This is a genomic window from Cellulomonas avistercoris (genome assembly GCF_014836445.1).
Taxonomy (GTDB): Bacteria; Actinomycetota; Actinomycetes; order Actinomycetales; family Cellulomonadaceae; genus Cellulomonas; species Cellulomonas avistercoris.
The window spans coordinates 83,274-110,133 of sequence record NZ_JACSQV010000005.1; the positions used below are offsets into that span (position 1 = coordinate 83,274).

At 75.5% G+C, this 26,860-nt stretch carries 20 protein-coding genes; 11 read left to right on the forward strand and 9 right to left on the reverse strand.

The genetic code is table 11. The features are described 5' to 3' along the window. Window positions 1–52: 52 nt before the first annotated feature. Both H9657_RS07380 and H9657_RS07385 read right to left on the reverse strand, forming a co-directional pair. Window positions 53–289 carry a hypothetical protein gene (locus H9657_RS07380; RefSeq protein ID WP_191781937.1) on the reverse strand — a complete coding sequence of 79 codons (237 nt, stop codon included), beginning with the start codon at window positions 287–289 and terminating at the stop codon, window positions 53–55. Beyond that, entirely contained in the window at window positions 286–786 is a 501-nt protein-coding gene (locus H9657_RS07385; RefSeq protein WP_191781940.1) for a MarR family winged helix-turn-helix transcriptional regulator, read from the reverse strand. Before H9657_RS07385 ends, H9657_RS07380 begins: the two co-directional genes overlap by 4 nt. A gap of 133 nt (window positions 787–919) precedes the next feature. Between H9657_RS07385 and H9657_RS07390 the strand changes: the two genes are divergently transcribed. Further along, complete coding sequence (locus tag H9657_RS07390; protein WP_191781942.1) at window positions 920–3,595, forward strand: phosphoenolpyruvate carboxylase; 2,676 nt, start codon at window positions 920–922, stop codon at window positions 3,593–3,595. A gap of 113 nt (window positions 3,596–3,708) precedes the next feature. Here H9657_RS07390 and H9657_RS19615 read toward each other — a convergent pair whose 3' ends face one another. The 3 genes from H9657_RS19615 to H9657_RS07405 form a co-directional block, all read right to left on the reverse strand. Then, window positions 3,709–5,205 (reverse strand): AAA family ATPase, encoded by a 1,497-nt coding sequence (locus tag H9657_RS19615; RefSeq protein ID WP_191781943.1) that lies wholly within the window; start codon window positions 5,203–5,205, stop codon window positions 3,709–3,711. Window positions 5,206–5,280: 75 nt separating this feature from the next. Next, a complete protein-coding gene (locus tag H9657_RS07400; RefSeq protein ID WP_191781945.1) occupies window positions 5,281–5,787 on the reverse strand; it encodes an NUDIX domain-containing protein in 507 nt (168 codons plus the stop codon). 37 nt (window positions 5,788–5,824) lie between these two features. Beyond that, a complete protein-coding gene (locus H9657_RS07405; protein WP_191781947.1) occupies window positions 5,825–6,226 on the reverse strand; it encodes a VOC family protein in 402 nt (133 codons plus the stop codon). Between the two features lie 107 nt (window positions 6,227–6,333). On the opposite strand from H9657_RS07405, the gene H9657_RS07410 reads away from it, so the two are divergent. Further along, window positions 6,334–7,356: a sigma-70 family RNA polymerase sigma factor gene (locus tag H9657_RS07410; RefSeq protein ID WP_191781949.1), complete on the forward strand. Its 1,023-nt coding sequence runs from the start codon at window positions 6,334–6,336 to the stop codon at window positions 7,354–7,356. A gap of 112 nt (window positions 7,357–7,468) precedes the next feature. On the opposite strand, the gene H9657_RS07415 is transcribed toward H9657_RS07410, so the two are convergent. Together H9657_RS07415 and H9657_RS07420 are read right to left on the reverse strand one after the other, a co-directional pair. Then, window positions 7,469–9,118, reverse strand: coding sequence for a DEAD/DEAH box helicase (locus H9657_RS07415; RefSeq protein ID WP_191781951.1), 1,650 nt, complete (start codon window positions 9,116–9,118; stop codon window positions 7,469–7,471). A 154-nt stretch (window positions 9,119–9,272) separates the two neighbouring features. Beyond that, window positions 9,273–11,033, reverse strand: a complete 1,761-nt coding sequence (locus H9657_RS07420; RefSeq protein WP_191781953.1) for an alpha/beta hydrolase — start codon at window positions 11,031–11,033, stop codon at window positions 9,273–9,275. Window positions 11,034–11,151: 118 nt separating this feature from the next. Here H9657_RS07420 and H9657_RS07425 point away from each other — a divergent pair, with 118 nt between their 5' ends. Beyond that, complete coding sequence (locus H9657_RS07425) at window positions 11,152–11,784, forward strand: CYTH domain-containing protein (RefSeq protein WP_191781955.1); 633 nt, start codon at window positions 11,152–11,154, stop codon at window positions 11,782–11,784. Between the two features lie 15 nt (window positions 11,785–11,799). Here H9657_RS07425 and H9657_RS07430 read toward each other — a convergent pair whose 3' ends face one another. Continuing rightward, window positions 11,800–12,861: a glutathione S-transferase family protein gene (locus H9657_RS07430; protein ID WP_191781957.1), complete on the reverse strand. Its 1,062-nt coding sequence runs from the start codon at window positions 12,859–12,861 to the stop codon at window positions 11,800–11,802. Between the two features lie 175 nt (window positions 12,862–13,036). Here H9657_RS07430 and H9657_RS07435 point away from each other — a divergent pair, with 175 nt between their 5' ends. The 5 genes from H9657_RS07435 to H9657_RS07455 all read left to right on the forward strand — a co-directional run bounded on the left by H9657_RS07435 (window position 13,037) and on the right by H9657_RS07455 (window position 20,075). Further along, on the forward strand, window positions 13,037–14,785 hold the full coding sequence (locus H9657_RS07435; protein WP_225214855.1) for a hypothetical protein: 1,749 nt from the start codon (window positions 13,037–13,039) through the stop codon (window positions 14,783–14,785). A 43-nt stretch (window positions 14,786–14,828) separates the two neighbouring features. After that, complete coding sequence (locus H9657_RS07440; protein ID WP_191781959.1) at window positions 14,829–15,620, forward strand: LLM class F420-dependent oxidoreductase; 792 nt, start codon at window positions 14,829–14,831, stop codon at window positions 15,618–15,620. 87 nt (window positions 15,621–15,707) lie between these two features. Then, the gene (locus H9657_RS07445; protein WP_191781961.1) at window positions 15,708–17,618 is read left to right on the forward strand and encodes a metallophosphoesterase family protein; all 1,911 of its coding nucleotides are present in this window, start codon (window positions 15,708–15,710) and stop codon (window positions 17,616–17,618) included. Between the two features lie 149 nt (window positions 17,619–17,767). Beyond that, window positions 17,768–19,378: a D-alanyl-D-alanine carboxypeptidase family protein gene (locus H9657_RS19620; protein ID WP_191781963.1), complete on the forward strand. Its 1,611-nt coding sequence runs from the start codon at window positions 17,768–17,770 to the stop codon at window positions 19,376–19,378. A 19-nt stretch (window positions 19,379–19,397) separates the two neighbouring features. Further along, a complete protein-coding gene (locus H9657_RS07455; protein ID WP_191781965.1) occupies window positions 19,398–20,075 on the forward strand; it encodes a metal-dependent transcriptional regulator in 678 nt (225 codons plus the stop codon). 3 nt (window positions 20,076–20,078) lie between these two features. On the opposite strand, the gene H9657_RS07460 is transcribed toward H9657_RS07455, so the two are convergent. Further along, window positions 20,079–21,896, reverse strand: a complete 1,818-nt coding sequence (locus H9657_RS07460) for a helicase HerA-like domain-containing protein (protein ID WP_191781968.1) — start codon at window positions 21,894–21,896, stop codon at window positions 20,079–20,081. Between the two features lie 65 nt (window positions 21,897–21,961). Between H9657_RS07460 and leuS the strand changes: the two genes are divergently transcribed. From leuS to H9657_RS07475, 3 genes are all read left to right on the forward strand, one after another. Next, window positions 21,962–24,877, forward strand: a complete 2,916-nt coding sequence (gene leuS, locus H9657_RS07465) for a leucine--tRNA ligase (protein WP_318241363.1) — start codon at window positions 21,962–21,964, stop codon at window positions 24,875–24,877. Next, window positions 24,874–25,854, forward strand: coding sequence for a DegV family protein (locus H9657_RS07470; RefSeq protein ID WP_191782177.1), 981 nt, complete (start codon window positions 24,874–24,876; stop codon window positions 25,852–25,854). Before leuS ends, H9657_RS07470 begins: the two co-directional genes overlap by 4 nt. 112 nt (window positions 25,855–25,966) lie before the next feature. Beyond that, window positions 25,967–26,815, forward strand: coding sequence for a hypothetical protein (locus H9657_RS07475; RefSeq protein WP_191781969.1), 849 nt, complete (start codon window positions 25,967–25,969; stop codon window positions 26,813–26,815). The last annotated feature ends 45 nt before the right edge of the window (window positions 26,816–26,860 follow it).

Genomic DNA, 26,860 nt, shown 5'->3' on the forward strand with positions numbered 1-26,860 from the left:
GCGCGGGGGCGTCGGGGCTGCGGCCCCCGCGCCCCCGCGGTGCGCCCGGGCGTCAGGGTGCGGCGGCGGCCGGCGGTGCGGCCGGGTCCTCGCTGCTCGCGCGCCCGGCGACGAACGCGTCGAGGGCGGGGCCCTGCGCCCGCACGCAGTCCACGAGCTCGTCGCCCGTGCACGTCCACAGGCCCACGGTGATGTGGTCACCGTCACGCTCGAGCACGCGCCACACCGCGCCCGAGTCCTCCCACCGGCGCAGCACCGCGACGGCGTCCTGCGGTGCGTGCGTCGTCACGTGCGCCCGACCTCGTCCAGCGGCGGGGTGAGTCGCCCCTCCGGGTCGAGCCGCTTGAGCATCGTGCGGGTCAGGTCCTCGAGCCGGTGGACCTGCTCGGGCGTCAGGGCGTCGAGGACCAGGGCGCGGGCCGTCTCGACGTGGCCCGGAGCGGTGCGCACGACCAGGTCCCACCCGTCCTGCGTCAGGTGCGCGTTGGTCGCGCGACGGTCGTCGGGGCACGGTGCGCGCTCGACCAGCCCGCGGTCCTCGAGGCGGCGCACGACGTGCGACAGGCGGGGGAGCGTCGCGTTGGTGCGCCGGGCGAGGTCGGACATGCGCAACGTCCGCCGCGAGGCCTCGGACAGCATCGCGAGCACCTGGTACTCGAAGTGCGTGAGTCCCGCGTCCTGCTGCAGCTGGGAGTCGAGCTGCGCGGGCAGGAGCTCGGCCACGGCCACGAGGCCCAGCCAGGCGCGCAGCTCGTCGGGTGTCAGCCAGCGGGTCTCGGGGGGCACGGCACCATGCTACCTCAACAGTTGACGCGACAACTTGGATGAGGAGCTCTCGTCATCCGCGGGGGGGCTCCGGGACCGCCCACCCGTCGGTCGCCCTCACCGAGCACGACCGGAAGTCAACTACCTTTCTCCCGTGAGTGAAGCGGAGATCGGGTCGGACGTCCCTCGCGGCGTCGTCAGCCATGAGGTACCGGAGCTCCTGCGCAACGACGTCCGGCTGCTCGGCGAGCTGCTCGGCCGCGTGCTGCGCGACGCCGGTGGGGAGGACCTGCTCGAGGACGTCGAACGCCTGCGCGAGCTGGCGATCGCGTCGCACAGCGAGCCGAACGGCCATGCGCTGGACGAGGCCGAGGCGCTGGTCGCGGGGTTCAGCCACGCGCGCGCCGAGCAGGTGGCACGTGCCTTCACCTGCTACTTCCACCTGGCCAACCTGGCCGAGGAGTACCACCGGGTGCGCGTGCTGCGCGACCGCGAGTCGCGGCTCTCGCCGCACGAGCTCGCGCCCGACGACTCGCTGCCCGCCGCGTACCAGCAGCTGGTCAGCGAGGTCGGCGAGGAGACGGCACGCGAGCGCCTGCGCGACCTCGAGTTCCGGCCGGTGTTCACGGCGCACCCGACCGAGGCCCGCCGTCGCGCGGTCTCCCGGTCGATCCGTCGTGTCGCCGAGCTCGTCGCCGAGCGGGACACGCTGAACATCGGCGGCACCAGCCTCGCCGAGAACGAGCGGCGGCTCCTGGCCGAGATCGACACGCTGTGGCGGACGTCACCCCTGCGTGCCGAGAAGCCCACCGTGCTCGACGAGGTCGCCACGGTGCTCTCGATCTTCGACGCCACGCTCGCCGACGTCCTGCCCACGGTGTACCGCCGCCTCGACGACTGGCTCCTCGAGGACGCGGCCGGCACCACCACGCCCGCGGTGAGCCCGTTCGCGCGGCTCGGGTCGTGGATCGGCGGGGACCGCGACGGCAACCCCAACGTCACGGCCGAGGTCACCCGCGCGGCGGCCGCCATGGCGTCCGAGCACGCGCTCGGCGCGCTGCTGGCATCGGCCCGCCGCACGGCCGACTGCCTCACGCTCGACGCCGCGGGGACGCCCCCGTCGGCCGAGCTCGGCGCGCTGTGGCAGCGCCAGCGCTCGCTGTCGGACGCGATCACGTCGCGGATCGCCGGCTCCGCGCCGAACGAGCCGCACCGCCGCGCGCTGCTCGGCATCGTCGAGCGCATCGCGGCCACCCGTCGGCGCGACGCCGACCTGGCGTACGCGAACGCCGACGAGCTCGAGAAGGACCTGCTGATCGTGCAGGACTCGCTGCGGGCCGCCGGCGCCCGCCGGGCCGCCTTCGGCGACCTGCAGCGGCTCATCTGGCAGGTGCAGACCTTCGGCTTCCACCTCGCCGAGCTCGAGGTGCGCCAGCACTCCCAGGTGCACGCCGCGGCGCTGGCCGACATCGACGCCCACGGCATCGACGGCGACCTGCAGCCCATGACGCTCGAGGTGCTCGACACGTTCCGGGCGCTCGGCACCGTGCAGCGACGGTTCGGGGTCGCCGCGGCGCGCCGCTACATCGTGTCCTTCACGCAGTCGCCCGAGCACCTGCCGGCCGTGTACCGCCTCGCCGACCTGGCGTTCGGTGGTCCCGAGCACGCGCCGGTCATCGACGCCATCCCGCTGTTCGAGACGTTCGCCGACCTGCAGAACAGCGTCGACCTGCTCGACGCCGCGCTCGAGCACCCGCGCGTGCAGGAGCGTCTGGCGGCCAACGGCCGGCGCGTCGAGGTCATGCTCGGGTACTCCGACTCCTCGAAGGACGTCGGCCCGTTGTCCGCGACGCTCGCGCTCGACGACGCCCAGCGGCGCATCGCCGACTGGGCCAAGCGCAACGACATCGTCCTGACGCTCTTCCACGGCCGCGGTGGCGCCCTCGGGCGCGGCGGCGGCCCCGCGAACCGCGCCGTCCTGGCGCAGCCGCCGGGCTCCGTCGACGGCCGCTTCAAGCTGACCGAGCAGGGCGAGGTCATCTTCGCCCGCTACGGGGACCCGGACATCGCGACCCGGCACATCGAGCAGGTCACGGCGGCCACGCTGCTCGCCGACGCGCCGAGCGTCGTGCGGCGCAACGACGAGGCGGCCGCCCGGTTCGCCGATCTCGCGTCCCGCCTCGACGTGGCCTCGCGCGAGCACTTCCACCGCCTGGTGCGTGCCGACGGGTTCCCCTCGTGGTTCGCGCAGGTCACGCCGCTCGAGGAGATCGGGCTGCTCCCGATCGGGTCGCGGCCGGCACGACGCGGGCTGTCGGTCTCGTCGCTCGACGACCTGCGCGCGATCCCGTGGGTCTTCTCGTGGTCCCAGGCGCGCATCAACCTGGCCGGCTGGTACGGCCTGGGCACCGCACTGGCGGCCATCGGGGACGTCGAGGAGCTGCGCGCCGCGTACGCCGAGTGGCCGCTGTTCGCGACCATCATCGACAACGTCGAGATGTCGCTGGCCAAGACCGACGAGCGCATCGCCGCGCGCTACCTCGCGCTCGGCGACCGGGACGACCTCGCCCAGCTCGTCCTCGACGAGATGCGGCTGACGCGGCAGTGGGTGCTCGCGACGACCGGCAGCACGGACGTCCTGTCCCGGCGTCGGATCCTGGGACGTGCCGTCCAGCTGCGCAGCCCCTACGTCGACGCGCTGTCCCTGCTGCAGCTGCGCGCCCTGCGCGGCCTGCGGACCGGTCAGGAGCAGGCGTCGACCGACGACCTGCAGCGGCTGCTCCTGCTCACCGTCAACGGCGTCGCGGCGGGCCTGCAGAACACCGGCTGACCGCACCGCACGAGGACGCCCCGGACCGGGCGGTCGACCGTCCGGTGCGGGGCGTCCTGCGTCGTCGTCGGTGCAGGGCTGGCTGCCGCGGTGGTTTAGGTGCCGCGGCCGCCTCAGCGAGCGGGGACGGTGCGCGTCGCGGCCCACGCGCGCAGGGCCATGACACGCTCGGACATGACGACGGCGAGCGGTCGCGTCGCCCGCAGCTCCTCCAGCACGGTCCCCGCGTCGAGCGCCCGGCCGTAGGCGTGCGCGGCGTACGTCGCGGCGACCACAGCCTGCTCGACCTCGGCGCCGGAGAAGCCGTCCGACGCGGCCACGAGGTGCGCGGTCTCGTCGTCGCGCAGCGTCAGACCCCGGCGGGCGGCGTGCAGCCGCAGCAGGCCCGACCGTGCCTCCTCGTCGGGCAGGTCGACGAAGAAGAGCTCGTCGAAACGGCCCTTGCGCACGAGCTCGGGCGGGAGCGCGGAGATGTCGTTGGCCGTCGCGGCCACGAAGACGCGCGAGCCGCGGTCCGCCAGCCAGGTCAGCAGCGTCCCGAGCACGCGCCGCGCTGACCCGCCGTCGGAGTCGCTGCTCGCGACGGCCTTCTCGATCTCGTCGACCCAGAGCACGCACGGCGCGAGCGCGTCGGCCGCCGCGAGTGCGTCGCGCAGCCGGCGCTCGGACTCGCCCACGTACTTGTCGTGCACGCCGGCGAGGTCGAGGCGCAGCAGCGGGACCCCGAGGATCGACGCGGCCGCGCGCGCGGCGAGCGACTTGCCGCACCCCTGCACGCCGAGCAGCAGCACGCCGCGCGGGGCGTCGAGGTGCGGCGCCGAGCCGTCCATGGCCGGGCGACGCAGCAGCAGCCACCGCACGACCCGGTCGAGCCCCACGACGTCCGCCGGCGCGACCGTCGCGTACTCGTAGGACAGCACGCCGTCCGCCGCGAGCGCGTCGAAGCGCGCGCGTTCGACGACGGGCACGTCGCGGACGGTCAGCGCGCCGTCGTCGACGATCGCGCCGTGCGCCAGGCGCCCCACGTCGGAGCGCGACAGCCCCGCGAGCCGCTGCACGAGGAGCTCGCGCGCCTGCGGGTCGACGTGGGGGTGGAGGCCCGTGACGTTCCCCCACGCCGCGACCGTGCGGTCGACGATGAGAGCGCGCTCCGCGGGCGTGGGGAACGAGACGGGCACCCGCACCGCGAGGTGCTCGACCTCGGGCGGCAGCGTGAGCGCGTGCGACACGAGCACGAGCGTGCTGCGCAGGCCCATGGGGCGCAGCGCGGCGTCCTTGAGGAGGCGCACGACGACGGGGTCGTCGAACCACGGGTGCAGGTCCAGGAGCACGTAGACGGCGGGCGCCACGCCGTCGACGATCGACCGCAGCAGGGCCGGCGGGTCGGCGTTGTGCAGCTGCGCACCGCCCAGGTCGACGTCCATGCGCCGCAGCCCGTCCGTGACGCTCCAACGGAACACCGGCCGCCCGGCGCGGCCACCCGGGGGGCGTGACGCGGCGCGCAGCACCAGCTCGACCGCGTCCGCCTCGTCCTCGGTCTCCAGCACGACGATCGGGGTGCGGGCGGCGACGAGCGCCGCGATGTCGTCGCGGGTGGGATCCGGGTGCACGCCGTCACGCTAGCGGTGCGTGCGGTCCGTCCGGCGTGAGGTGCGGGCCGGACGCGCGAGTTCCACCCGCTCGCCTCAGCGGGGCAGCGACAGGACCGCGGGCACGGGCGCGCCGGCGGCGAGCAGGTCCAGCACGACGCGCTCGTGCGGGACCACGGGCTCGGGCAGGGCGCGCAGCGGGAACCAGCCCATCGCGGAGGCGCGGTGCGCCTCCCGGAGCGTGGGCTCACCGCTCCAGGCCGTCACCTCGAAGAAGACGTCGACGCGCTGCTCGACCTGCGGCCCATTCCGTTCGAACCGGTGGATCGTGGTCAGGGGACGCAGGGCGTCGGCGGGCACGACGACGCCCGCCTCCTCCGCCGCCTCGCGGACCGCGGCCTCGTGCACGGACTCGCCGGGGTCCACGTGACCGGCGAGCACGGCCCAGCACCCGTCCATGTAGCCGGTGCCCGCGCGGCGCTGCAGGAGGACCTCGTCGCGGCCCTCACGGGTGCCGCGTAGGACCACGTACGCGGCGGCGACCAGCAGCGTGCGCTCGCCGAGGTGGTCGTCCGGCTCGTAGGCGTCGGGGTGCGGGGGCATGGGCGCGAGTCTGGCACGCGGGTGCGACAGCGGCGGCTCAGCCTCCCGCGACGTGGTCCATGTGCAGCAGCTCCCAGACGTGGCCGTCCGGGTCGGCGACGGCGCGCGCGTACATCGACCCGTCGTCCTGGCGCGGCCGGAACTCGGAGCCGCCGCGGGCGAGCGCGGCCGTCGCGAGCGCGTCGACCTCGGCGCGCGACGACGCGGTCAGGCAGAGCAGGACCTGCGTGCCCGTGCGGGCGTCGGCGACGGGCAGGGGCGTGAAGTCGGCGAACCGGTCGCGGTCCATGAGCATCACGCAGATCGCGTCCGACACGACGAGGCAGACGATCTGCTCGTCGCTGAACATCTCGTTCACCGGCAGCCCGAGGCCGGTGTAGAACGCGCGCGACGCCGCGAGGTCGTGGACCGGCAGGGTGAGGAAGAGGATGCGGTCCACGGGTGCTCCTGCCGGTGCGGGGTGCGGCGACACCGGTGCCGACCCGCGCCGACGTCGCGGATCATCGGGGGGTGTGCCGTGTCGGTGGTCGCGGCTACCGTCGTGGTGTGACGACGACCACACCCGCACATGCGTCCGGGGCCGCGCCGAGCGCCGCACCCGGTGACCTGACCGCCGACGAGTTCGCCGAGCGGCTCGCACCCATGCGGCGCGAGATCCTCGCGCACTGCTACCGCATGACGGGCTCGGTGCACGACGCCGAGGACATGCTCCAGGAGACCTACCTGCGGGCGTGGCGTGCGATGCGCGGGTTCGAGAACCGCTCGTCGCTGCGCACGTGGGTGTTCCGCATCGCGACGAACACGTGCCTGACCCACCTCGAGGGTCGGCGCCGCCGCCCGTTGCCGACCGGGCTCGGCGCACCGGCCGCCGACCCGCGGGACCAGCCGCGCGAGGACCTCGGCACGCCGTGGCTCGAGCCGCTGCCGGACGCGCTGGTGTGGGCGCAGCCGCCCGTCGACCCCGCCGAGACGACCGTGCACCGCGACTCGGTGCGCCTCGCGTTCGTGGCCGCGCTGCAGCACCTCACGGCGCAGCAGCGGGCCGTCCTGCTGCTGCGCGACGTCCTCGCGTGGTCGGCGGCCGAGGTCGCGGACGCGCTCGACCTGTCGGTCGCCGCCGTCAACTCCACGCTGCAGCGGGCGCGCGCGCACATGGCCAACGTGCACCACCTGACGCCGATGGAGCCCACGGACCCGCGCCACCGGGCGCTCGTCGAGCGGTACGTCGCGGCCTTCGAGGCGTACGACGTCGCGGCCATCGTGGACCTGCTCGCGGCCGACGTGGTGTGGGAGATGCCGCCGTTCCCCGGCTGGTACGCGGGGCCGCAGGCGGTCGGCGAGCTCATCGGCACCTGGTGCCCGGCCCAACGTCCGGGGGACATGCGCATGGTGCCGACGTCGGCCAACGGGCTGCCGGCGTTCGCGATGTACATGCGCGACGCCCGAGGGCGCCACGCGGCGTTCCAGGTGCAGCAGGTCACGGTGACGGACGACGGTGTCAGGCACGTGACCGTGTGGTTCGGGGCCCCGCTGTTCGCGCGGTTCGGCCTGCCGGCCTACCTGGACTGACGGGCGCGGGTCCCGCCCCGCGGGCCGGCCCGGGAAGCAGCGAGCCCGGAGGCCGACGGTCCCGATGCCTCGGGGACCGCCGAGCTCCGGGCTCGACGTGCGTGGGTGGACGTCAGGCGGCGGAATTGCCCGCGCCGGACCGGCTGCGACCGCGGCCACCGCGGCGACGGCGCGGTGCACCCGCGGCGTCGGACGGCGCCGAGCCGGCGTCGCGCCCGGCCGACGGGCCGGTGCCGCGCTGCGGCGTCGCGGCCGTGCGGGGGTCGTGGCTGCGCACGGCGTCGGGCCCGCCCGAGGTCCAGACGACGGCGGGACCCGCCGGCCGTGACGCGGCACGCGTGCCCGGGCGGCGCCGTGCGGCGCCGTCGGGCTGGGACGCGGCACGGGGGCTGCCGGCCTCCGGGGAGCGGCCGCGGCCGGGTGCCGCCTGGCCACGCGCGGACGAGGAGCGGCCGCGCGTCGCCGACTGCCCACGGCCTGCGCCCTGCTGGCCACCGCCGGACCGCCCGCGGCCCCCGGAGGTGGAGCGGTCGTCCGACGTCGCGGGAGCAGCCACGTAGCTCGTCGGGGCGGGCGTGCCGCCGTTGTCGGCGCCGACCGTCCCGGGTGCGTCGGCGAGCTGACGCACGAGCGCGTCACCGGGGCGCACCGAGACGGGCGTCACGGTGATGCCCGCGGCACGCGTCATGGCGCGCACGTCGGCGCGCTGCTCGGGCAGCTGGAGCGTGAGGACCGTGCCGGACGCCCCCGCGCGGGCCGTGCGGCCCGAGCGGTGCAGGTACGCCTTGTGCTCGGCCGGCGGGTCGACGTGCACGACGAGCTCGACCTCGTCGACGTGGATGCCGCGCGCCGCGATGTCGGTGGCGACGAGCACCCGGGCCTCGCCGGACGAGAACGCGGCGAGGTTGCGCTCGCGCGCGCCCTGGCCGAGGTTGCCGTGCAGGTCGACCGCGGGGATGCCGGCGAGCGTGAGCTGGCGGGCCAGCTTCTTGGCGTGGTGCTTGGTGCGCATGAACAGCACGCGGCGACCGGAGCCCGCCGCGAGCATCTCGACGACGGCCTTCTTGGCCGTCGCGTCGGCCACCTCGAGCACGTGGTGCGTGCTGGCGACCACGGTCTGGGCGGCCGGGTCGACGGCGTGCTCGACCGGCGTCGTGAGGTAGCGGTCGACGAGCGTGCCGACGCCGTTGTCCAGCGTCGCCGAGAACAGCAGGCGCTGCCCGCGCTTCGGGGTGCGGTCCATGAGGCGCCGCACGACCGGCAGGAACCCCAGGTCGGCCATGTGGTCGGCCTCGTCGAGCACGGTGATCTCGATGCCGTCGAGCGTCACCAGGTTCTGGCGGAGCAGGTCCTCGAGGCGGCCGGGGCACGCGACGAGGACGTCGACGCCGCGGTCGAGGGCGGTGACCTGGCGCGACTGAGCGACGCCACCGAAGATCGTGGCGGTGCGCAGGCCCGCGGCCTTGGCCAGCGGGGCGAACACGGCCTCGATCTGCGTCGCGAGCTCACGCGTGGGGCACAGCACGAGCGCACGCGGCCGGCGTGCACGGCGCGGGGTGCCGGACGCGGCGAGGCGCGTCACGACGGGCAGGGCGAACGCGAGGGTCTTGCCGGAGCCGGTGCGCCCGCGGCCGAGCACGTCGGCGCCGCGCAGCGTGTCGGGCAGCGTCGCCGTCTGGATGGGGAAGGGGGTCGTGATCTGCTGGTCCGCGAGCGCGCGAACCAGCGCCTCGGGCACGCCGAGGTCGGTGAAGGTGGTCACAGGGATGGTGCCTCTCGGGCTGTTGACGTCAGGGTCCGCCGCACGATTCCCGGGGGGACTCCACGACGCGGGCGCGCGGTCGATCGCGCTGCCTCTGGGGACAACTGTCTCACACCCGGCGTCCGGCGCCCGGTCGGGCGAGCGTCGTCGCAGGTCAGCGCGCCGCGATCGAGCTGCCCTGCGGCTCGTCCAGCAGCGTGCGCAGCGTCGAGGTGGCCGCTGGGGACCACCCCGGAGGGGGCGCCACGGCGGCCCACGCGTCGGCCCACTCGCCGACGTACGTGTGCCCGTGCCCCGCCGGTGCCTGGCCGGCGACGAAGAAGTCGATCGTCACCCGGAAGAAGGTCGCCACCGGGAACCAGGTCACGTCGGGAAGCACGTCGGCGCCGCGCTTCTCCCGCAGCCAGTCGGGCCGGTCGAGCAGCAGGTCCGTGGACCACCACACGACGCCGTCCGACGGGTGCTGCAGGTACACGACGCGCGGCCGCTCCCACGTCGCACGGCCCTCCGCGAACGACGCCGCGTCGTCCCGCAGGGTGAGCCCCCAGCGCACCGTCCTGCCGCCGTCGAGCACGGGGTGGATCTCGAGCGTCCCGGGGTCGCGCTCCGCGGTGAGGTGCGCCCACACCGGGGTGAAGCCCGGGGTGCCGGCCCACACGGCGCCGTCGGTGCGGGCGGCGACGTCCTCGAGGCTCGCGAACGCACCCTGCGACCCGTAGCTGCCCAGCGAGATCCCGGAGGCGTACAGCGCGGGGCGCTCGTCGGGCGGCAGCTGGGACCAGCGGGCGTGCACGGCCTCGAACAGCGCCCGGCCGGCGGCCGGCGGCGTGGCGCGGTCGCTGACGAAGGTGACCCAGCTCGGCATGTAGGAGTACTGCATCGCGGCGATCGCGCTGTCACCGCCCCACAGCTGCTCGACCGCGGCCGCACCGGCGGGGTCGACCCACCCCGTGCCCGTCGTGGTGGTGACGACCAGCACCGCGCGGTCCCACGCGTCGGTGCGGTCCAGCTCGGCGACCACGCGCGCGGCGATGCCGTCGAGGTCGGGGCCGGTGTCCAGCCCCGCGTAGACGCGGATGGGCTCCATGACGTCCCGGTCGAGGCCGACGGACCGCGAGAAGCCGGCCAGCTCGGCCGTGCTCGGCCCGCCGGAGACGAACCGGCGGCCCTCGCGTCCCAGCGACGACCACGGGCTCAGGGACTCCGGGGAGCCGCTCCGCTGGGGCGCGGTCGGCTGCTCGCTGCCCTCCCACGTCTGCTCGTCGAGCTGCGCGTAGGTGGTCTCCAGGACGTGCCGGACACCGGCGACCACCGTGCCGTCGACGAGCAGGTACGTCGCGACGAGGACGACGGCGACCGCGACGAGCCGCGCGGGGACCGGCGGCAGCAGCCGCCCGACGAGCCGCGCCACGGCCAGGGTGACCCGTCGCAGCCCACGCGCGGCCAGCACCAGCAGCAGCGCGAGGGCTGCGGCGAGGGCGACCACGCGCAGCGGCCGCACCGACACCGGAGGGCCCATGTCGAGCAGGACGCGCGATCGCGCCTGCCAGTCGCCGTCCACGACCAGCGCCCCCACGACGACCGCGACGGCGAGCGCCGCGCAGACCCACCGCACGAGGCCGCGCCGGTGGGCCGGCCACGGTGCGCGCAGGCCGATGCGGCGTCCGCCCCACCCGACGGCCGCGCCGCACGCATAGCCGATCGCGGCGCACACGCCGGCGATCACGCCCTGGTACAACGGGCTGCGGGGCATCAGCGACGGCCCGAGGGCAGCCGCGAAGAGCACGACCGCGCCGACGAGCCCGGCGGGGGAGAAGCGTGCCCACCACCGCCCGCCCGCCGCACGGAGCCGGGCCGCACGCCCGCGGGCTGCGGGCGGCGCGTCGTCCGTGGTCCGCGGCGCGGCAACGGTCATACCTTGCACTGTGCCACGGGACGTGCGCACGCGCGGCTCGTCGCTCCCGGCGGGACGACGGGGTCGGTACGGTGTGCGCAGGCGGCCGCCGGGGCCGTCGGGGCACGGACGGGTGGCCATGAGCGACACGGGTAACGGCGACTTCGAGTTCGAGCGGCGGTTCCTCGCGCGTGACGTCCCGGCCGAGCTGCTCGACGCGGAGCCCGCGCTCATCGTCCAGAGCTACTACCTGGCCGACGAGGGGTACGCGCTGCGCGTGCGTGCGCAGGCCTCCGCGGTCGCGGGCGTCGACGTCGGCCTCGACGAGGTCACGCTCCTCGAGCGGTACGCCGACCGGGTCGACTTCTGCGCCGTCACGGTCAAGGGGCCGATGAACGGCGGGACCCGCTACGAGGCCGAGCGCGAGATCGACCCGCAGGTGGGCGTCCAGATGGTGCGGCGCGGCGGGGCCCGGGTCGCGAAGGTCCGGCACTCGGTGTGGCTGGGGGAGGACGGCTGGGTCGTCGACGTGTTCGCCGGTGCGAACGCGCCCCTCGTCGTCGCCGAGGTCGAGCGCGGCGGGCCGGTCACCGACCTGGCGATCCCGGACTTCTGCGTCACCGAGGTGACCACGGACCCGCGGTTCGCCAACGACGGGCTCGCGCACGCGCCGTTCGCGCGCTGGGCGGACGCGTGGGCCGCCGAGCTCGCGCAGCGGGGGCCGACCTTCCTCCCGGGATTCGGGCACGACCACCGCATGACCGGCTTCTGACCCGCGGCGGTCGCGTCAGCCGGCTCCGTGCCCGGCCGGCACCCGCTCGCCGTCGGGCACGGGACCGGGCGGCGTCCCGTCGCCGAACGGTCGGCCGCCCAGGGCCTCGCGGCCGTGCGGCGTCAGCCACCCGCGCAGCTCGGGCCCGCGCGGCACGATGCCGGACGGGTTGATGTCACGGTGGACCTCGTAGTAGTGCCGCTTGATGTCCACGAAGTCGACGGTGTCCCCGAAGCCGGGCGTCTGGAACAGGTCCCGCGCGTACGCCCAGAGCGCCGGCATCTCCGACAGCCGGTGCCGGTTGCACTTGAAGTGCCCGTGGTAGACGACGTCGAACCGCACGAGCGTGGTGAACAGGCGGACGTCGGCCTCGGTGAGTGTGTCGCCGACGAGGTAGCGCCGGTCCGTCAGCCGGGCCTCGAGGCGGTCGAGCGCGTCGAACAGGCGCGTGAACGCACGGTCGTAGGTCTCCTGCGAGCCGGCGAACCCGCACCGGTAGACGCCGTTGTTGATGTCGCGGTAGATCTCGTCGCCCAGCTCGTCGATCTCGGCGCGCAGCGCCTCGGGGTACAGGTCCGGCGCGCCGGGCCGGTGATGGGCGGTCCACTGCGTCGACAGGTCGAGCGTGATCTGCGCGAAGTCGTTGGTGACGACGGCGCCCGTCGGCACGTCGACGACCGCGGGGACGGTGATCCCGCGTGAGTACTGCGGGTCGCGCGCCAGGTACGCGTCGCGCAGCCGCTCGACGCCCAGGACGGGGTCCACACCGCCGGGGTCGAGGTCGAAGGTCCACGAGCGCTCGTCATGGGTCGGCCCGCACACGCCCATCGACAGCGCGTCCTCGAGCCCCAGCAGGCGCCGCACGACGATCGCCCGGCTCGCCCACGGGCACGCGCGCGACACGACGAGCCGGTACCGGCCGGCCTCGACCGGCCACCCGTCGCGCCCGTCGGCCGTGATGCGGGTCGTCAGGTAGCGGGTGTCACGTTCGAAGCCGGCACCCGGCGTGGCGTACACGCCCGGTCGCTCGTGCGCGCTCCGGCCGTCGGCGGCAGGGGTGGGGGAGGACTCGTCCATCGTCGGATGATGCCTCCCCGCGCGCGTCCACGCAGGTCCGGCGCCACGTCCGGCGCATCGCTGCGGGCGGTCCGTCCCGGATCGCACCGCTTCGCCGGGCGGGCGAGGGCCAGGTGACCTGCCTACAGTGGCTGGCCGACGGCGAGCACGCCGTCCGGGCGGCGGAAGGAGTCGGGTGCACGTGGTGGAGCAGGTGGCTGGTGCGCGGGTGCGCGCGACGACCGTGGCGGGCGCGCTCGTGGTGGCGCTCCTGGCCGGGTGCAGCTGGGGGACGGCCGACGTGGCCGGTCCGTCTGTCGCGCCGACGGTCACCGCGTCACCGACCCCGCAGGCCCTGAGCGCCACACCGGCCGACGCCGCGCCCGCGTCCGTCGTCACGGGGGACGAGGCGCAGGCCGCGCTGGCGACGTCCGCCGCGCTGCTGGCCGAGGCACCGGTCGTGGTGCTCGCGACGGCCGGTGACGCCGCCGCCGTGCTCACGGCCGCGTCCGCGGCCGTGGCGACGGGCGCACCCGTCCTGCTGGCGGCCGACGGCATCGACGTCGGCGCCGAGCTCACGCGACTGGGTGCGCAGCACGCGCTCGTGGTGGGGGAGGTCACGCCCGAGGTGCTGCCCGCCGGCCTGGCCACGGTCGCGGTGCCCGCCGGTGCCGACGCCGACGCGCTCACGCAGGCCACCGGCCTCTCCTTCGGTGACGTCTCGCCGGTGCCCGCCGGGGGCGAGGGGGCGGCGGTGCGGGCGCTCGCGGGCCCCGGTCCCGCGGTGCTCGTGCCCGAGGGCCAGGCGCCGACGCCGGCCGACGCGTCCGGCGCCGCGACGGACCCGTCCGTCGCGCCCACGCCCGGCGGCGGCACCGCGACGCTGCCGCCCACCGCGCCCGTCGTCGCCACCGGCGTGCTCGCGCTCGCGGACGGCACGGTCCCGGCCGCGGCGGCCGCGACGCTGCGCGCCCTCGGGGTCCCGGTCGCGGACGTGCCGGGCGGCGACCCGCGCGCGACGTCGGGCGCTGTGCAGGCCGTCGCGGCGGCGGCGCCGACTTCCGTGATCGCCTTCGGCGAGACGTTCGGGACGCCCGAGCTGCTGGCGGCGCGCACGGCGACCGCACGCACGGGCGTCGAGCTGCCCGGCGGCGGGCAGGTCGTCTTCCCCGCGGTCCCCGGTCAGGCCGGCAAGCGGTACGTGGCCTTGTACGGCACCCCGGGGTCCGGTGCGCTCGGCGTGCTGGGGGAGCAGGACGTGCCGGCGACGCTGGCGCGCGCCGCCCAGCACGCGGACCTCTACCGGGGCCTGACCTCGGACACCGTGGTGCCCGCCGTCGAGATCATCGCGTCCATCGCGTCGGCGGGCCCCGAGGACGACGGCACCTACTCGCGCAAGCGGTCGGTGGACGACCTGCGCCCGCTCGTCGACGCGGCCGGTGCCGCCGGCCAGTACGTGGTGCTGGACCTGCAGCCGGGCCGTCAGGACTTCCTCACCCAGGCGCAGGCGTACACCGAGCTCCTCGAGCTGCCGCACGTGGGGCTCGCGCTGGACCCGGAGTGGCGCCTGGCGCCCGACCAGGTGCACCTGCGCCAGATCGGGTCGGTCGGCATCGACGAGGTGAACGCGACCGCCGCCTGGCTGGCACAGCTCACGCGGGACAGGAACCTGCCGCAGAAGATGTTCGTGCTGCACCAGTTCTCGCTGCGGATGATCTCCGACCGTGAACGGCTCGACACGTCGCACGACGAGCTCGCGCCTCTCATCCACGTCGACGGGCAGGGCGGCCAGCCGGCCAAGGCCGGCACGTGGGCGGCGCTGCGCAACGGCGCACCGGGCGTGCACTGGGGCTGGAAGAACTTCTACGACGAGGACGTCCCGATGCTGGACCCGGCGCAGACGTACCAGGTGCAGCCGGTGCCGGACCTCGTCACGTACCAGTGACGCAGCCCGCGCCGCGGCGGGGACCGCGCGCTAGCGTGAGCCCGTGACCCAGACCCCCGCGACCGGCGTGCGCGTCGGCGTCCAGATCCAGCCCCAGCAGGCCGACTACGGCCAGATCCGCGACGCGGTCCTGCGCGCCGAGGACCTCGGTGTCGACATCGTCTTCAACTGGGACCACTTCTTCCCCCTGTACGGCGACCCGGACGGCAAGCACTTCGAGTGCTGGACCATGCTGGGCGCGTGGGCCGAGCAGACGAGCCGTGTCGAGATCGGCGCGCTCGTGACGTGCAACTCCTACCGCAACCCCGACCTGCTGGCCGACATGGCGCGGACCGTGGACCACATCAGCGGCGGCCGGCTGATCCTGGGTATCGGTGCCGGGTGGTTCGAGCGGGACTACGACGAGTTCGGGTACGAGTTCGGCACGGCGGGGTCGCGCATCGCCGACCTCGCGGCGGCGATGCCGCGCATCAAGGCCCGCTGGGCGGCGGGGAACCCCGCGCCGACGCGGGACATCCCCGTGATGATCGGTGGCGGCGGTGAGCGCAAGACGCTGCGCGTGGTCGCCGAGCACGCGGACGTCTGGCACTCGTTCGGCGACGTCGAGACGCTGCGCCGCAAGAGCGCGATCCTCGACGAGCACGGTGCCGCGGTCGGCCGTGACACCGCGTCGGTCGTCACGCGTTCCCTCGCCGTCGACGGGTCGGACCCCGACGAGGTCGGCGACGAGCTGCTCGCCGCCGGCGTGCGGCTGTTCACGTGCAGCGCGGGCGGCCCGGGCTACGACCTGACGAACGCCGCGGCGTGGGTGCGCTGGCGCGACGCCCGCGCCTGAGCACTCGCGCGTCGGAGGTGGGCAGGACGCGGCACCACGCCGCTGCTGCGGCTGTGACGTGCGCGAGCGCGTCTAGGCTCGGAGCCGATGGCTGATCCGACGAGCGACGTCCCGACCACCCGGCGGCTCGACCGCGCCCGGCGTGCGGTCGGCCGGGCCGCGCGTGCCGCGCGCGCGTGGCGGCCGCGGCACGGGTGGCCCGCGGCGATCGGTCTCGTCCTCGCCGCGCTCGTGGCGTCGGTCGTCTTCGGGGTGACCACCGCGTCCGTGCAGGGGGCGCTCGGACCCCACGTCACGCGGTACGACGTCACCACGGACGCGACCGTCACCATCGACTTCGGCCCGCTCGGCACGCTCCAGATCGACTCGCCGCTCCCCGCGACGCTCGGGGTCCGGGCCACGGTGCAGGAGATCCCGGCGAGCGTCACGGAGCTGGGCGAGGCGCGCACGCTGCAGGCGCTCAGCGAGGACCTCAACGCGTACGTCGCCTTCTTCTCGGGTCCCGCCGCGGCCGTGCAGGACGTCGCCTACGCGCTGGTGCGTGACGCCGTGGCGCGATCGGCGGCAGCCTTCGTCGTCCTGGTCGCCGCCTGGTTCCTGCTGCGGTGGCTGCTGGGGCCCGACCGGCGACGTGAGCTCGTGGACCGCCTCGCCCCGCACGCGCGCGCGTGGCAGGCGGCCGCGCTGGCCGTGGTGGTCGGCGGGACGCTGCTGACCTCGAGCGTCGCACCCGGTGACCGGCCGGCCGTGCCGCAGGCCACGTCCGCCGTGTTCGACGGCACGCCCCTGGCCGGCGCGCGCGTCACGGGGCGGCTGGGCGGCGTCATCGACACCTACGGCGGCTACGCGGTGGACGCGTGGCGCGCGAACGAGGACTTCTACCGTAGTGCCGAGGACTCGCTCGTCGCCGCGTGGGAGGACCGCGCGGCCGAGGAGGAGCAGGCCGCGCAGGAGGCGGCGCAGCAGGACGCGGCCGACCGTGCCGCGGCGCTGCTCGCGGGACCCGACCAGGACGAGGGCGCGGACGAGACGTCGACGGACGGTGGAGGCGGTGACCCGGACGGTGCGGCGCAGGGCGCCGGGCAGGACGAGCCCGCCCCGACCGACGATCCCGACGGGCGCGACGACCCCGCACCGTCCCCGACCGCGAGCCCGTCACCGACGGCGCCGCCGGTGGACCCGGTCGTGCTCGTCGTCGTGTCGGACCTGCACTGCAACGTCGGGATGGCGCCGCTGATCGGGCGGCTCGCGGAGCTCGCGGGGGCCGACGCGGTGCTCGACGCGGGCGACACCACGATGAACGGCACGTCGGTCGAGCAGTACTGCGTCACGTCGTTCGCGCGCGCCGTGCCGCCGGGCGTCGCGCTGGTCACCTCGCCGGGCAACCACGACTCGCGCGAGACGACCGCCAACTACGCCCGCGCGGGCGCCACCGTCCTCGACGGCGGCGTGGTCGAGGTCGCCGGGGTGCGCATCCTCGGGGACCGGGACCCCAACGAGACGCGCGTCGGTGCCGGCGGGACGGCCGCCGCGGCCGACGAGACGCCCGCGGAGGCCGGCCGCCGGCTCGCCGAGACCGCGTGCGACGACGGTGAGGTGGACCTCCTGCTCGTCCACACCCCGGCCGTCGGCGACGCGGCGCTCGAGGACGGCTGCGTCCCTGCGCAGGTCTCCGGCCACTTCCACCGGCGGATCGGACCCGAGCAGGTCGGGCTCGGGGTGCGCTACGTCTCGTCGAGCACCGCGGGGGCGACCCTCAACCAGCCCACGGTCGGCCCCCTGAGCGGCGTGGCCGAGCTGACCGTCCTGCGCTTCGACCCCGCGTCGCGGCGGATCATGGACTACCAGGTCGTGAGCGTCGCGCCCGACACGAGCGTGACCGTCGCGGAACGCCGGCCGTGGCCGGAGATCGTCGAGCCGCAGGACGAGGAGGTGCCGGGTTTCGGCCCGGAGGGTGACGGCACCGCTCCTGGGGACGACGGGGCGCCCGAGGGGTGAGGTCCGCGCAGGTGCGCGGATGAACTCGGCGCCCCGGGGTTGCGCTCCCGCGGATCGGGTGGTCGCCTGGATCGGTGCGTCGGGCACGGCTCATCGCAGAGCCGCGCGGGACGCGCGCGGGGGGAGCACGCGTGCGGCGGATGTCGGTCGTGGCGACCGTAGGGGTCGTGGTGGGTGTGGCGCTCGGTAGCGCCGCGCCCGCGTCCGCCGGTCCGGGCGAGGACGTGCTGCGCCCCGGCGAGCAGCTCACGGCCGGTCAGGCCCTGCTGGCCCCGGGCGGCGAGCACGTCCTGGTCCTGCAGCCCGACGGCTCCCTCGGCATGTACGCGCTCGACGACGTCGTGCGGTGGTCATCCGGTCACGGTGTGCCGGGCGCGACCCTGACCACCGACGCCGGCGGTGACGTGCGGCTCGTGGCACCCGACGGCACCGTCGTGTGGACCACCGCCACCGGAGGGTCCGACGGGACGCTGCGGATGCGCGACGACGGCGACCTCGTCGTGGAGCGCCCGGACGGCACCACGGTGTGGAGCAGCGGGACGACCGTGGTGCCCTCGACCCTCGTGGGTCCCGGACGTCTCGAGCCCGACGACCTGCTGGCCTCCCCGGACGGCCGCCACACGCTGGCCGTGGACCCCGTCGCGGGCCTGCAGCTGCACGGCCCCGACGGCGCCGTGCGCTGGACGCCCCCGCAGCCGGTGGCTGATCCCGCGACGCGGTCGTCCGGCGCGGCCCCGGCGGGACGGTCGCAGGCCGCGACCGCAGCCGCGCAGCCGGCGACGACGCTCGAGCTGCGCGCGGACGGCAACCTCGTGGCCCTCGACGCGGACGGCGACGCCGTGTGGCGCAGCCGTACCTCGGGGCACGGGCCCGCGTCCCTCGTGCTGCAGGACGACGGCAACCTCGTGCTGCTCGGACCCGACGGTGAGCCCGTGTGGAGCGCGGGCACGGCGATCGGCCCCGCGGCCCTCGAGCCGGGCGCGGAGCTCGCTGCGGGCGCGATCCTGGGCTCGCCCTCGGGTCACCTCGGCCTGCGGGTCGAGGAGGGTGCACTGGTCGCCAGCTGGGACGGCGCGCCGTTCTGGTCGTCTCCCACGGACGCCGCGGTCGGCGTGCGCCTGCAGGAGGACGGCGACCTCGTGCTGCTGGACGCCGCGGGCGCGCCGTTCTGGGGGACCGGTACCGGCGGGCACCCGGGTGCGCGGCTGACGATCGAGGAGACGGCGGTCCTGCTCATGTCGCCCGAGGGCGAGGTCCTGTGGCAGGCCGAGGCGCCGGAGTCGGTGGCGCCGAGCGGTGTGCCGGTGTCGCCCGTCCCCACGGGCCCGCAGCCGTCGGACTGCGCACTGGTCGACGGACCGGTGACGGCGGCCGACGTCGTGCGGACGCGCAGCGGCATCAGCGTGCACCCGTGCCTCGCCGACGCGCTCGACGCGCTCGTCGCGGCCGCGGCTGCCGACGGCGTCGAGCTGGGCGGTGGCGGGTGGCGCAGCCCGGAGCAGCAGATCGCGCTGCGGCGTGCGCACTGCGGCCCGAGCGACGCCGACGTGTACGACAAGCCGGCGTCGGCGTGCTCGCCGAGCACGGCCCGCCCCGGCAGCTCGCGGCACGAGCGCGGGCTCGCCATCGACTTCACGTCGGGGGGTCGCTCGCTGACGCGGGGGTCCGCGGCGTACGCCTGGCTGGTCGAGCACGCCGACGCCTACGGGCTGGAGAACCTGCCGGGTGAGGCCTGGCACTGGAGCGTGGACGGATCCTGAGCCCTCTACGCTGGGCGTCGTGTCCGAGAGCGCTGCCCCCCTGTCCGCGGTGAGCCAGGACTACCTCAAGGTCATCTGGGGCGCGCAGGAGTGGTCCGACGTGCCGGTCACCACCAAGCTGCTCGCGGGGCGCCTCGGTGTGGGTGCGTCCACCGTGTCGGAGACGGTCAAGCGCCTCGCGGACGCCGGTCTGGTGTCGCACCGCCCGTACGGTGCGGTGGAGCTGACGACCGCCGGGCGTGCGCACGCGGTCGCGATGGTGCGGCGGCACCGCCTCATCGAGACCTACCTCGTGGAGAAGCTGGGCTACGGCTGGGACGAGGTGCACGACGAGGCCGAGGTCCTCGAGCACGCCGTGAGCGACCGGTTCGTCGAGCGGATCGCCGACCTGCTCGGCCACCCGGACCGCGACCCGCACGGGGACCCGATCCCGGCCGCGGACGGCACCGTGCACCTGCCCGACGCGCGCGTCATGTGGGAGGTCGAGTCGGGCAGCTACCGCGTCGCACGGATCTCCGACGCGGACCCCGAGCTGCTGCGCTACCTCGAGGGCGTCGGCCTGGACCTCGACGCCGCGGTGACGCTCGAGGAGCGACGTGCGGTGACGGGGGTCGTGAGCGTCCAGGTGGCGGGCCGGCCGGACCGGGTCGAGCTCGGCGAGGTCGCGGCGAGCGCGATCTGGCTCGCCGCGCCCTGAGGCTCAGCGGCGCCGACGCGTGCCGAAGATGGTGCGGGTGATCTCGCGTCCGAGCTGGGTGCCCGCCGACCGGAGGAAGGCGTCCAGCGGCGCGCTGCCCGTGCCCGCGCGGGCCGAGCGCGAGCGACCCGTGGTGCCCTGCGTCCGCTGCCGGCGTGCGGCCTCCTTCTCGGCGGCCCGCGCGTCCTTCTCCGCCTGCTCCGCCGCCTGCGCGGCGGCCCTGTCGGCCTCGGCGCGCGCCATCCGGGCCGACAGCAGCTCGTACGCGGACTCCCGGTCCACCGGCTGCGCGTAGCGGGCCGCGACCGGCGACGCCGCGACGGTCGCGTGCACCGTGGCGGGCGCCGCGGGGGCCATCGACGCCCGCGGCGCGTAGAGCCGCGTCCACGCGACGGGGGTCGGCGCGCCCTCCTCGCCGAGCACGGTCACGACCGCCTCGCCGGTGCCGAGCTGCTGCAGCACCTGCTCCAGGTCGTAGTCCGACGAGGGGTACGTGCGCGCGGCGGCCCGCAGCGCACGGGCGTCGTCGGGCGTGAAGGCGCGCAGCGCGTGCTGCACGCGGCTGCCCAGCTGCGCCAGGACCTCCGCGGGCACGTCCTGCGGGCTCTGCGTGACGAAGACGATGCCGACGCCCTTGGAGCGGATGAGCCGCACCGTGCGCACGACCTCCGCGAGGAAGTCCTTCGACGCGTCGGCGAAGAGCAGGTGGGCCTCGTCGAAGAAGAACACGAGCCGTGGCTGCTCGAGGTCGCCGACCTCGGGGAGCACCTCGAACAGCTCGGCCAGCAGCCACATGAGGAACGTCGAGAACAGCGCGGGCCGGTCCTGCACGCTCGGGAGCTCCAGCGCCGAGACGACGCCGCGGCCGTCGGCGGCCGTGCGCAGCAGGTCACCGACGTCGAACGCGGGTTCGCCGAAGAACGCGTCGGCACCCTGCGCCTGCAGCCCGACGATCTCGCGCAGGACGACGCCGGCGGTCGCCGACGACAGCCCGCCGATTCCCTTGAGCTCCGCCTTGCCGTCGTCGCTCGTCAGCCACTGCAGCGCCGCACGCAGGTCGGCCAGGTCCAGCAGCGCCAGACCCTGCTGGTCCGCCCAGTGGAACACCAGCGCGAGGCTCGAGCCCTGCGTGGCGTTGAGCCCCAGCACCTTGGCCAGCAGCAACGGGCCGAAGTCGGTCACCGTGGTCCGCAGGGGCACGCCGTCGCCCCGGCCTCCGAGCGCGTAGAGCTCGACCGGGAACGCGGCCGGCGTCCACGCCTGCCCCAGGGCGGTCGTGCGCGCGGTGAGCTTCTCCGACGGCGAGCCGGGCTCCGCCAGGCCGCTCAGGTCGCCCTTGACGTCGGCCACGAGGACCGGGACGCCCGCCGCGCTCAGTCCCTCGGCCATGAGCTGCAGCGTGCGCGTCTTGCCGGTGCCGGTCGCGCCCGCGACCAGCGCGTGGCGGTTGAGCACGGCGAGCGGCAGGCCCACGCGCGCGGCGGGCGTCGGCGAGCCGTCCTCGAGCAGCACGCCGAGGGGGAGGACGCCGCCCTCGAAGGCGTAGCCGGCCGCGACGGCCTGCGCGTGCGGCGACAGGTCGGCGGACGGGTCGGCCGGCGGCGGGACGGGGCTGTCGGCCCCGCCCGGCCCCGCCGGGGGCGTGCCCGTCGTGGACCCGGCGGCGGCGCGTGCGGCGGCGAGAGCGGCCGCCGCCGCGACCGCCTCGGCCTCGGCCGCGGCGGCACGTGCCGCGGCGGCGTCGGCCGCGGCGCGCGCGGCCTGCGCCTCGAGCTCGGCGAGGTGGGCGTCACCCGGTGCGCCCTGCGGGCTGTCCGACATGGGTCGATCCTAGGGACCGGACGCCCGCGGACGTGGGGGAGCCCCTGCGTCGGTACGATTCTCCGGTGAGCGACCAGTCCCCGAACCCGACCCCCGACGACGTCCCGTACCGCTACACCGCCGCCCTCGCGCAGGAGATCGAGCTGCGCTGGCAGGACGAGTGGGACGAGCGCGGCACGTTCTTCACGCCCAACCCGGTCGGACCGCTCACCGACGGGCAGGGACGCCACGCCGACCCGTCCGCGCGGCCGTTCTTCGTCATGGACATGTTCCCGTACCCCTCGGGTGCCGGGCTGCACGTCGGGCACCCCCTGGGTTACATCGCGACGGACGTCGTGGGGCGGTTCCGGCGCATGTGCGGCGACAACGTCCTGCACGCGCTCGCGTTCGACGCGTTCGGGCTGCCGGCCGAGCAGTTCGCCGTGCAGACCGGCCAGCACCCCCGGGTGACGACCGAGGCGAACATCGCGATCATGCAGCGCCAGCTGCGGCGCCTGGGCCTCGCGCACGACCCGCGCCGGTCCTTCGCGACCATCGACGCGGACTACGTCCGGTGGACCCAGTGGATCTTCCTGCAGATCTTCGAGTCCTGGTACGACGAGGACGCCGTGCGTCCCGACGGCGGCAGGGGCCGCGCGCGGCCCGTGTCCGAGCTGGTCGAGGAGTACGCCGCCGGCACGCGCCCGCTGCCGACCGACGTCGAGGGCGTCCCCGAGGGTGCGACGTGGGCCGACCTGGACGAGGCCGCGCGCCGCCGCGTCATCGACACGCGCCGCCTGGCCTACCTGTCGCAGACGCCGGTCAACTGGGCCCCGGGCCTGGGGACGGTCCTCGCGAACGAGGAGGTCACGTCGGACGGTCGTTCCGAGCGCGGCAACATGCCGGTCTTCCAGCGCAGCCTGCGGCAGTGGAACATGCGCATCACGGCGTACGCGGACCGCCTCACGGACGACCTCGAGCTGATCGACTGGCCCGAGAAGGTCAAGTCGATGCAGCGGCACTGGATCGGGCGCTCGACGGGCGCCCGGGTGCGGTTCGCCGTCCAGGGCGGCGAGCAGGTCGAGGTCTTCACGACCCGTCCGGACACGCTGTTCGGTGCCACGTTCCTCGTCGTCTCCCCGGAGCACCCGCTGCTCGACGAGGTGCCCGCGCAGTGGCCCGACGGCACGTCGAGCGCCTGGACCGGTGGTCACGCGTCACCGACCGACGCCGTGTCCGACTACCGCCGGCAGGCCGCGGCGAAGACCGCGGTGGAGCGGCAGCAGGACGCCGGACGCAAGACGGGCGTCTTCACGGGCCACCTGGCCGCGAACCCCGTGAACGGCGAGCTGCTGCCCGTGTTCACCGCCGACTACGTCCTCATGGGCTACGGCACGGGCGCGATCATGGCGGTCCCGGGCGGCGACGAGCGCGACTTCCAGTTCGCCGAGGCGTTCGGGCTGCCGGTGGTCTACACGGTCGACGCGCCCGAGGGCACGCCCCCGGGCGCCCGCACGGGCGACGGCGCGGTCATCAACTCGTCGAACGACGAGATCAGCCTCGACGGGCTGGAGGTCGGCGAGGCCAAGGAGCGCATCGTCGCCTGGCTGTCCAGCAAGGGCGTCGGCGAGGGCACCGTGACCTACCGGCTGCGCGACTGGCTGTTCAGCCGGCAGCGCTACTGGGGCGAGCCGTTCCCGATCGTCTACGACGAGCACGACACCCCGATCGCCCTCCCGCTGTCGGCCCTGCCGGTCGAGCTCCCCGAGGTGCCGGACTTCTCCCCGCGCACGTACGACCCGGACGACGCCGACTCCGAGCCGGAGCCCCCGCTGGGCCGCAACACGGACTGGCTGTACGTCGAGCTCGACCTGGGCGACGGGCCGAAGCGCTACCGCCGCGACGCCAACACGATGCCCAACTGGGCCGGCTCGTGCTGGTACTACCTGCGCTACCTCGACCCCCGCTCGGACGACGTCCTGGTCGACCCCGCGCTGGAGGAGTACTGGATGGGCCCGGGCCACGGCGCCCAGCCCGCCGGCTCCACCGGCGGCGTCGACCTGTACGTGGGCGGCGTCGAGCACGCCGTGCTGCACCTGCTCTACGCCAGGTTCTGGCACAAGGTCCTGCACGACCTGGGGCACGTCCGCAGCTCCGAGCCGTTCCACAAGCTGTTCAACCAGGGCTACATCCAGGCTTATGCGTACACCGACGAGCGCGGCGTCTACGTGCCGGCAGCCGAGGTGGTCGAGGACGAGACGTCGCCGACGGGCTTCCGGTGGGACGGGCAGCCCGTGAACCGGGAGTACGGCAAGATCGGCAAGTCGCTGAAGAACGCGGTGTCGCCGGACGAGATGTACGAGGCCTACGGCGCCGACACGCTGCGCGTCTACGAGATGTCGATGGGTCCGCTGGACCTGTCGCGCCCGTGGGAGACGCGCGCGGTCGTGGGTGCCCAGCGGTTCCTGCAGCGGCTGTGGCGCAACGTCGTCGACGAGACCACCGGTGAGGTCGTGGTGTCCGACGAGGAGCCGTCGACCGAGACGCTGCGCCTCCTGCACCGCACGATCGCCGACGTGCGCGAGGACATGACCGGCATGCGGATCAACACCGCGATCGCCAAGCTCATCGTCCTCAACAACCACCTGACGACGCTCGAGCGCAGCCCGCGGTCGGTCGTCGAGGCGCTCGTCGTCATGACCGCGCCCGTCGCGCCGCACATCACCGAGGAGCTGTGGGCCCGGCTCGGCCACGACGAGTCGGTCGTGCACGCGGCGTTCCCGCAGGCGGACCCGCGCTACCTGGTCGAGGACACCGTCACGTGCGTGTTCCAGGTGCAGGGCAAGGTCCGCGGCCGCGCCGAGGTGGCGCCGGCCGTGGGCGAGGACGAGCTGCGGGCGCTCGCGCTCGCGGACCCCGGCGTGCAGCGTGCGCTCGCGGGTCGTGACGTGCGCACGGTCATCGTGCGCGCACCGCGGCTCGTCAACGTGGTGCCCGCCTGAGCCCCGGCTCGACGCCGCCCCCGCCCCGGGTCGCGGTCGTCACGGACTCGACGGCGGCGCTGCCCGACGGGCTGGCGCACGCCGTCGGGCTCCAGGTCGTGCCCCTGGACGTCACCATCGACGGCGCGCGGTACGTCGAGGGCGTCGACGTGACCCCCGAGCAGCTGCTGCACGCGCTCGAGCGGGGTGCGAAGGTCACGACCTCGCAGCCGCCGCCCTCGGCGTTCGCCGCGGCGTACGAGCGGGCGGCCGCCGCGGGGGCCCACGAGATCGTCTCGGTGCACCTGTCCGGTGAGATGTCCGGCACCGTGCGGTCGGCCCGCACGGCAGCCACGGTCAGCCCGGTCCCGGTCCGGGTCGTGGACTCACGCACGGCGGCCCTCGGCCTGGGCTTCGCCGCCCTCGCGGCGGCGCACCACGCGCGCACGCCCGTCGACGACGCCCCCGACGTACCCGCCGAGCCCGAGGACGGGCTCGGCGGGGCCGTCCGCCGCTGGATGACGCGCACGGTCCACCGCGGCGGTCCGGTGCCCGTGTGGCCCGATGCCACCGAGGTCGCGCGAGTCGCCGGCGCCGCTGCGGCGAGCAGCCGCGTCTGGTTCCTGGTGGACTCGCTCGAGCACCTGCGCCGCGGCGGACGCCTCGGCACCGCCGCGGCCGCGCTCGGCACCGTCCTGGGGCTGCGCCCGATCCTGTCGGTGCAGGACGGCCGGCTCGCCGTGTGCGAGAAGGTCCGGACGCGCCGGGCGGCGCGCGACCGGCTCGAGCAGCTCGCGGTCGCGGAGCTCACGGGACGCCCGTCCGCACGCATCGCCGTCCACCACGTCGGCCCGTCCGACGCCGCCGACGAGGTCGCCGCCCACCTGGCCTCGGCGGTCGGCATCGCGACGGCCGACGTCCTGGTCGCGGACGCCGGCGCCGTGCTGGCCGCGCACGTCGGACCGGGTCTGCTCGCGGTCGTCGTCGCCGACGCCTGAGGGCCTCGCGGTCCCGCGCAGCCCGGGCCGGGACGGCCGCCGGGTCGACCCTCCCGGTGGACGACGTCCGCGCGCTACCGTGGTCGCCCTCGACCGACAAGGGAAGACCGCCGTGTCTCTGACCGACCAGCAGTGGTTGAGCGCGGTGATCGCCGCGTCCGTGGCGCTGACCGTCTACGTCCTCGGGGTGCGCTCCACCGCCAGGGGGAGACGCTTCGAGGAGCTCAGCAGGGCGACCGTCAGGCTCAACGACGCTGCGATCGCGCTCGCGTCGGAGGTGTCCCGCCTCGAGGGCGACCGCGCGGCGCCCGCGGACACGCGTGACCTGCACCGCGAGGTGCGGGCGGCGGCGGCGGCCGTGCAGCTCGCCACCCAGCGCCGTGACATCCTGCTGCGCTCGAGCATCGTCGTGCGGACCGCCTGGCAGATGCGGCGCGCGGTCCAGCACCCCGACGACGACGTGTCGCGCTGGCCGTGGTGGCGGTTCGCACCCGACCCCACGCACGCGGACGGTGCCCGCTGCGCGTCGTGCCCGAGCGGGGTCCGGCCGCCGGCCGCCCTGCTGAGCGCCCGGATCCGCACCGACCCGACGGTGCGTCGGATGAACCGCCTGCTGGACGACCTCAACCGGTCCGTCGCCGGCGAGGTCGCGCGAGCGCCCTTCACCCCCGGTGACACGTCACGGCACGTCGTGGCCCGCCTGCTGCAGCCCAGCGGTCGGTGGCGGCCCGGCGCCCGTGCCGGTGGCGCCGGGGCGGCGCCACCGGCGGTGCGCGGCGTCGCGTGGCGGCGGTGGTGGCGCGAGCTGCCCGACCGCATCCGTCATCGCGGCGCCCCCGACCGCGACCAGCTCGACGAGTGGCTGCGGCACTACGGGTGCCTGAGCGTCGAGGACCCCAAGCCGTCGTCGGGTGCCGTTCCCGGCCCGGGCGCGACGGGAGCCGTGGCGGCGGGCCGGTAGTCGGTCTCGCGAGCATCCGTCGGCCGTGAGCCGACCACAGCCCCG

Excerpts from the sequence above, each read along its gene's own strand:
- H9657_RS07400 (WP_191781945.1), bottom strand. The coding sequence starts at position 5,787 with ATGCCCCCGCACCCCGACGCCTACGAGCCGGACGACCACCTCGGCGAG.
- H9657_RS07420 (WP_191781953.1), bottom strand. The coding sequence starts at position 11,033 with ATGACCGTTGCCGCGCCGCGGACCACGGACGACGCGCCGCCCGCAGCC.
- H9657_RS07425 (WP_191781955.1), top strand. The coding sequence starts at position 11,152 with ATGAGCGACACGGGTAACGGCGACTTCGAGTTCGAGCGGCGGTTCCTC.
- H9657_RS07430 (WP_191781957.1), bottom strand. The coding sequence starts at position 12,861 with ATGGACGAGTCCTCCCCCACCCCTGCCGCCGACGGCCGGAGCGCGCAC.
- H9657_RS07445 (WP_191781961.1), top strand. The coding sequence starts at position 15,708 with ATGGCTGATCCGACGAGCGACGTCCCGACCACCCGGCGGCTCGACCGC.
- H9657_RS07460 (WP_191781968.1), bottom strand. The coding sequence starts at position 21,896 with ATGTCGGACAGCCCGCAGGGCGCACCGGGTGACGCCCACCTCGCCGAG.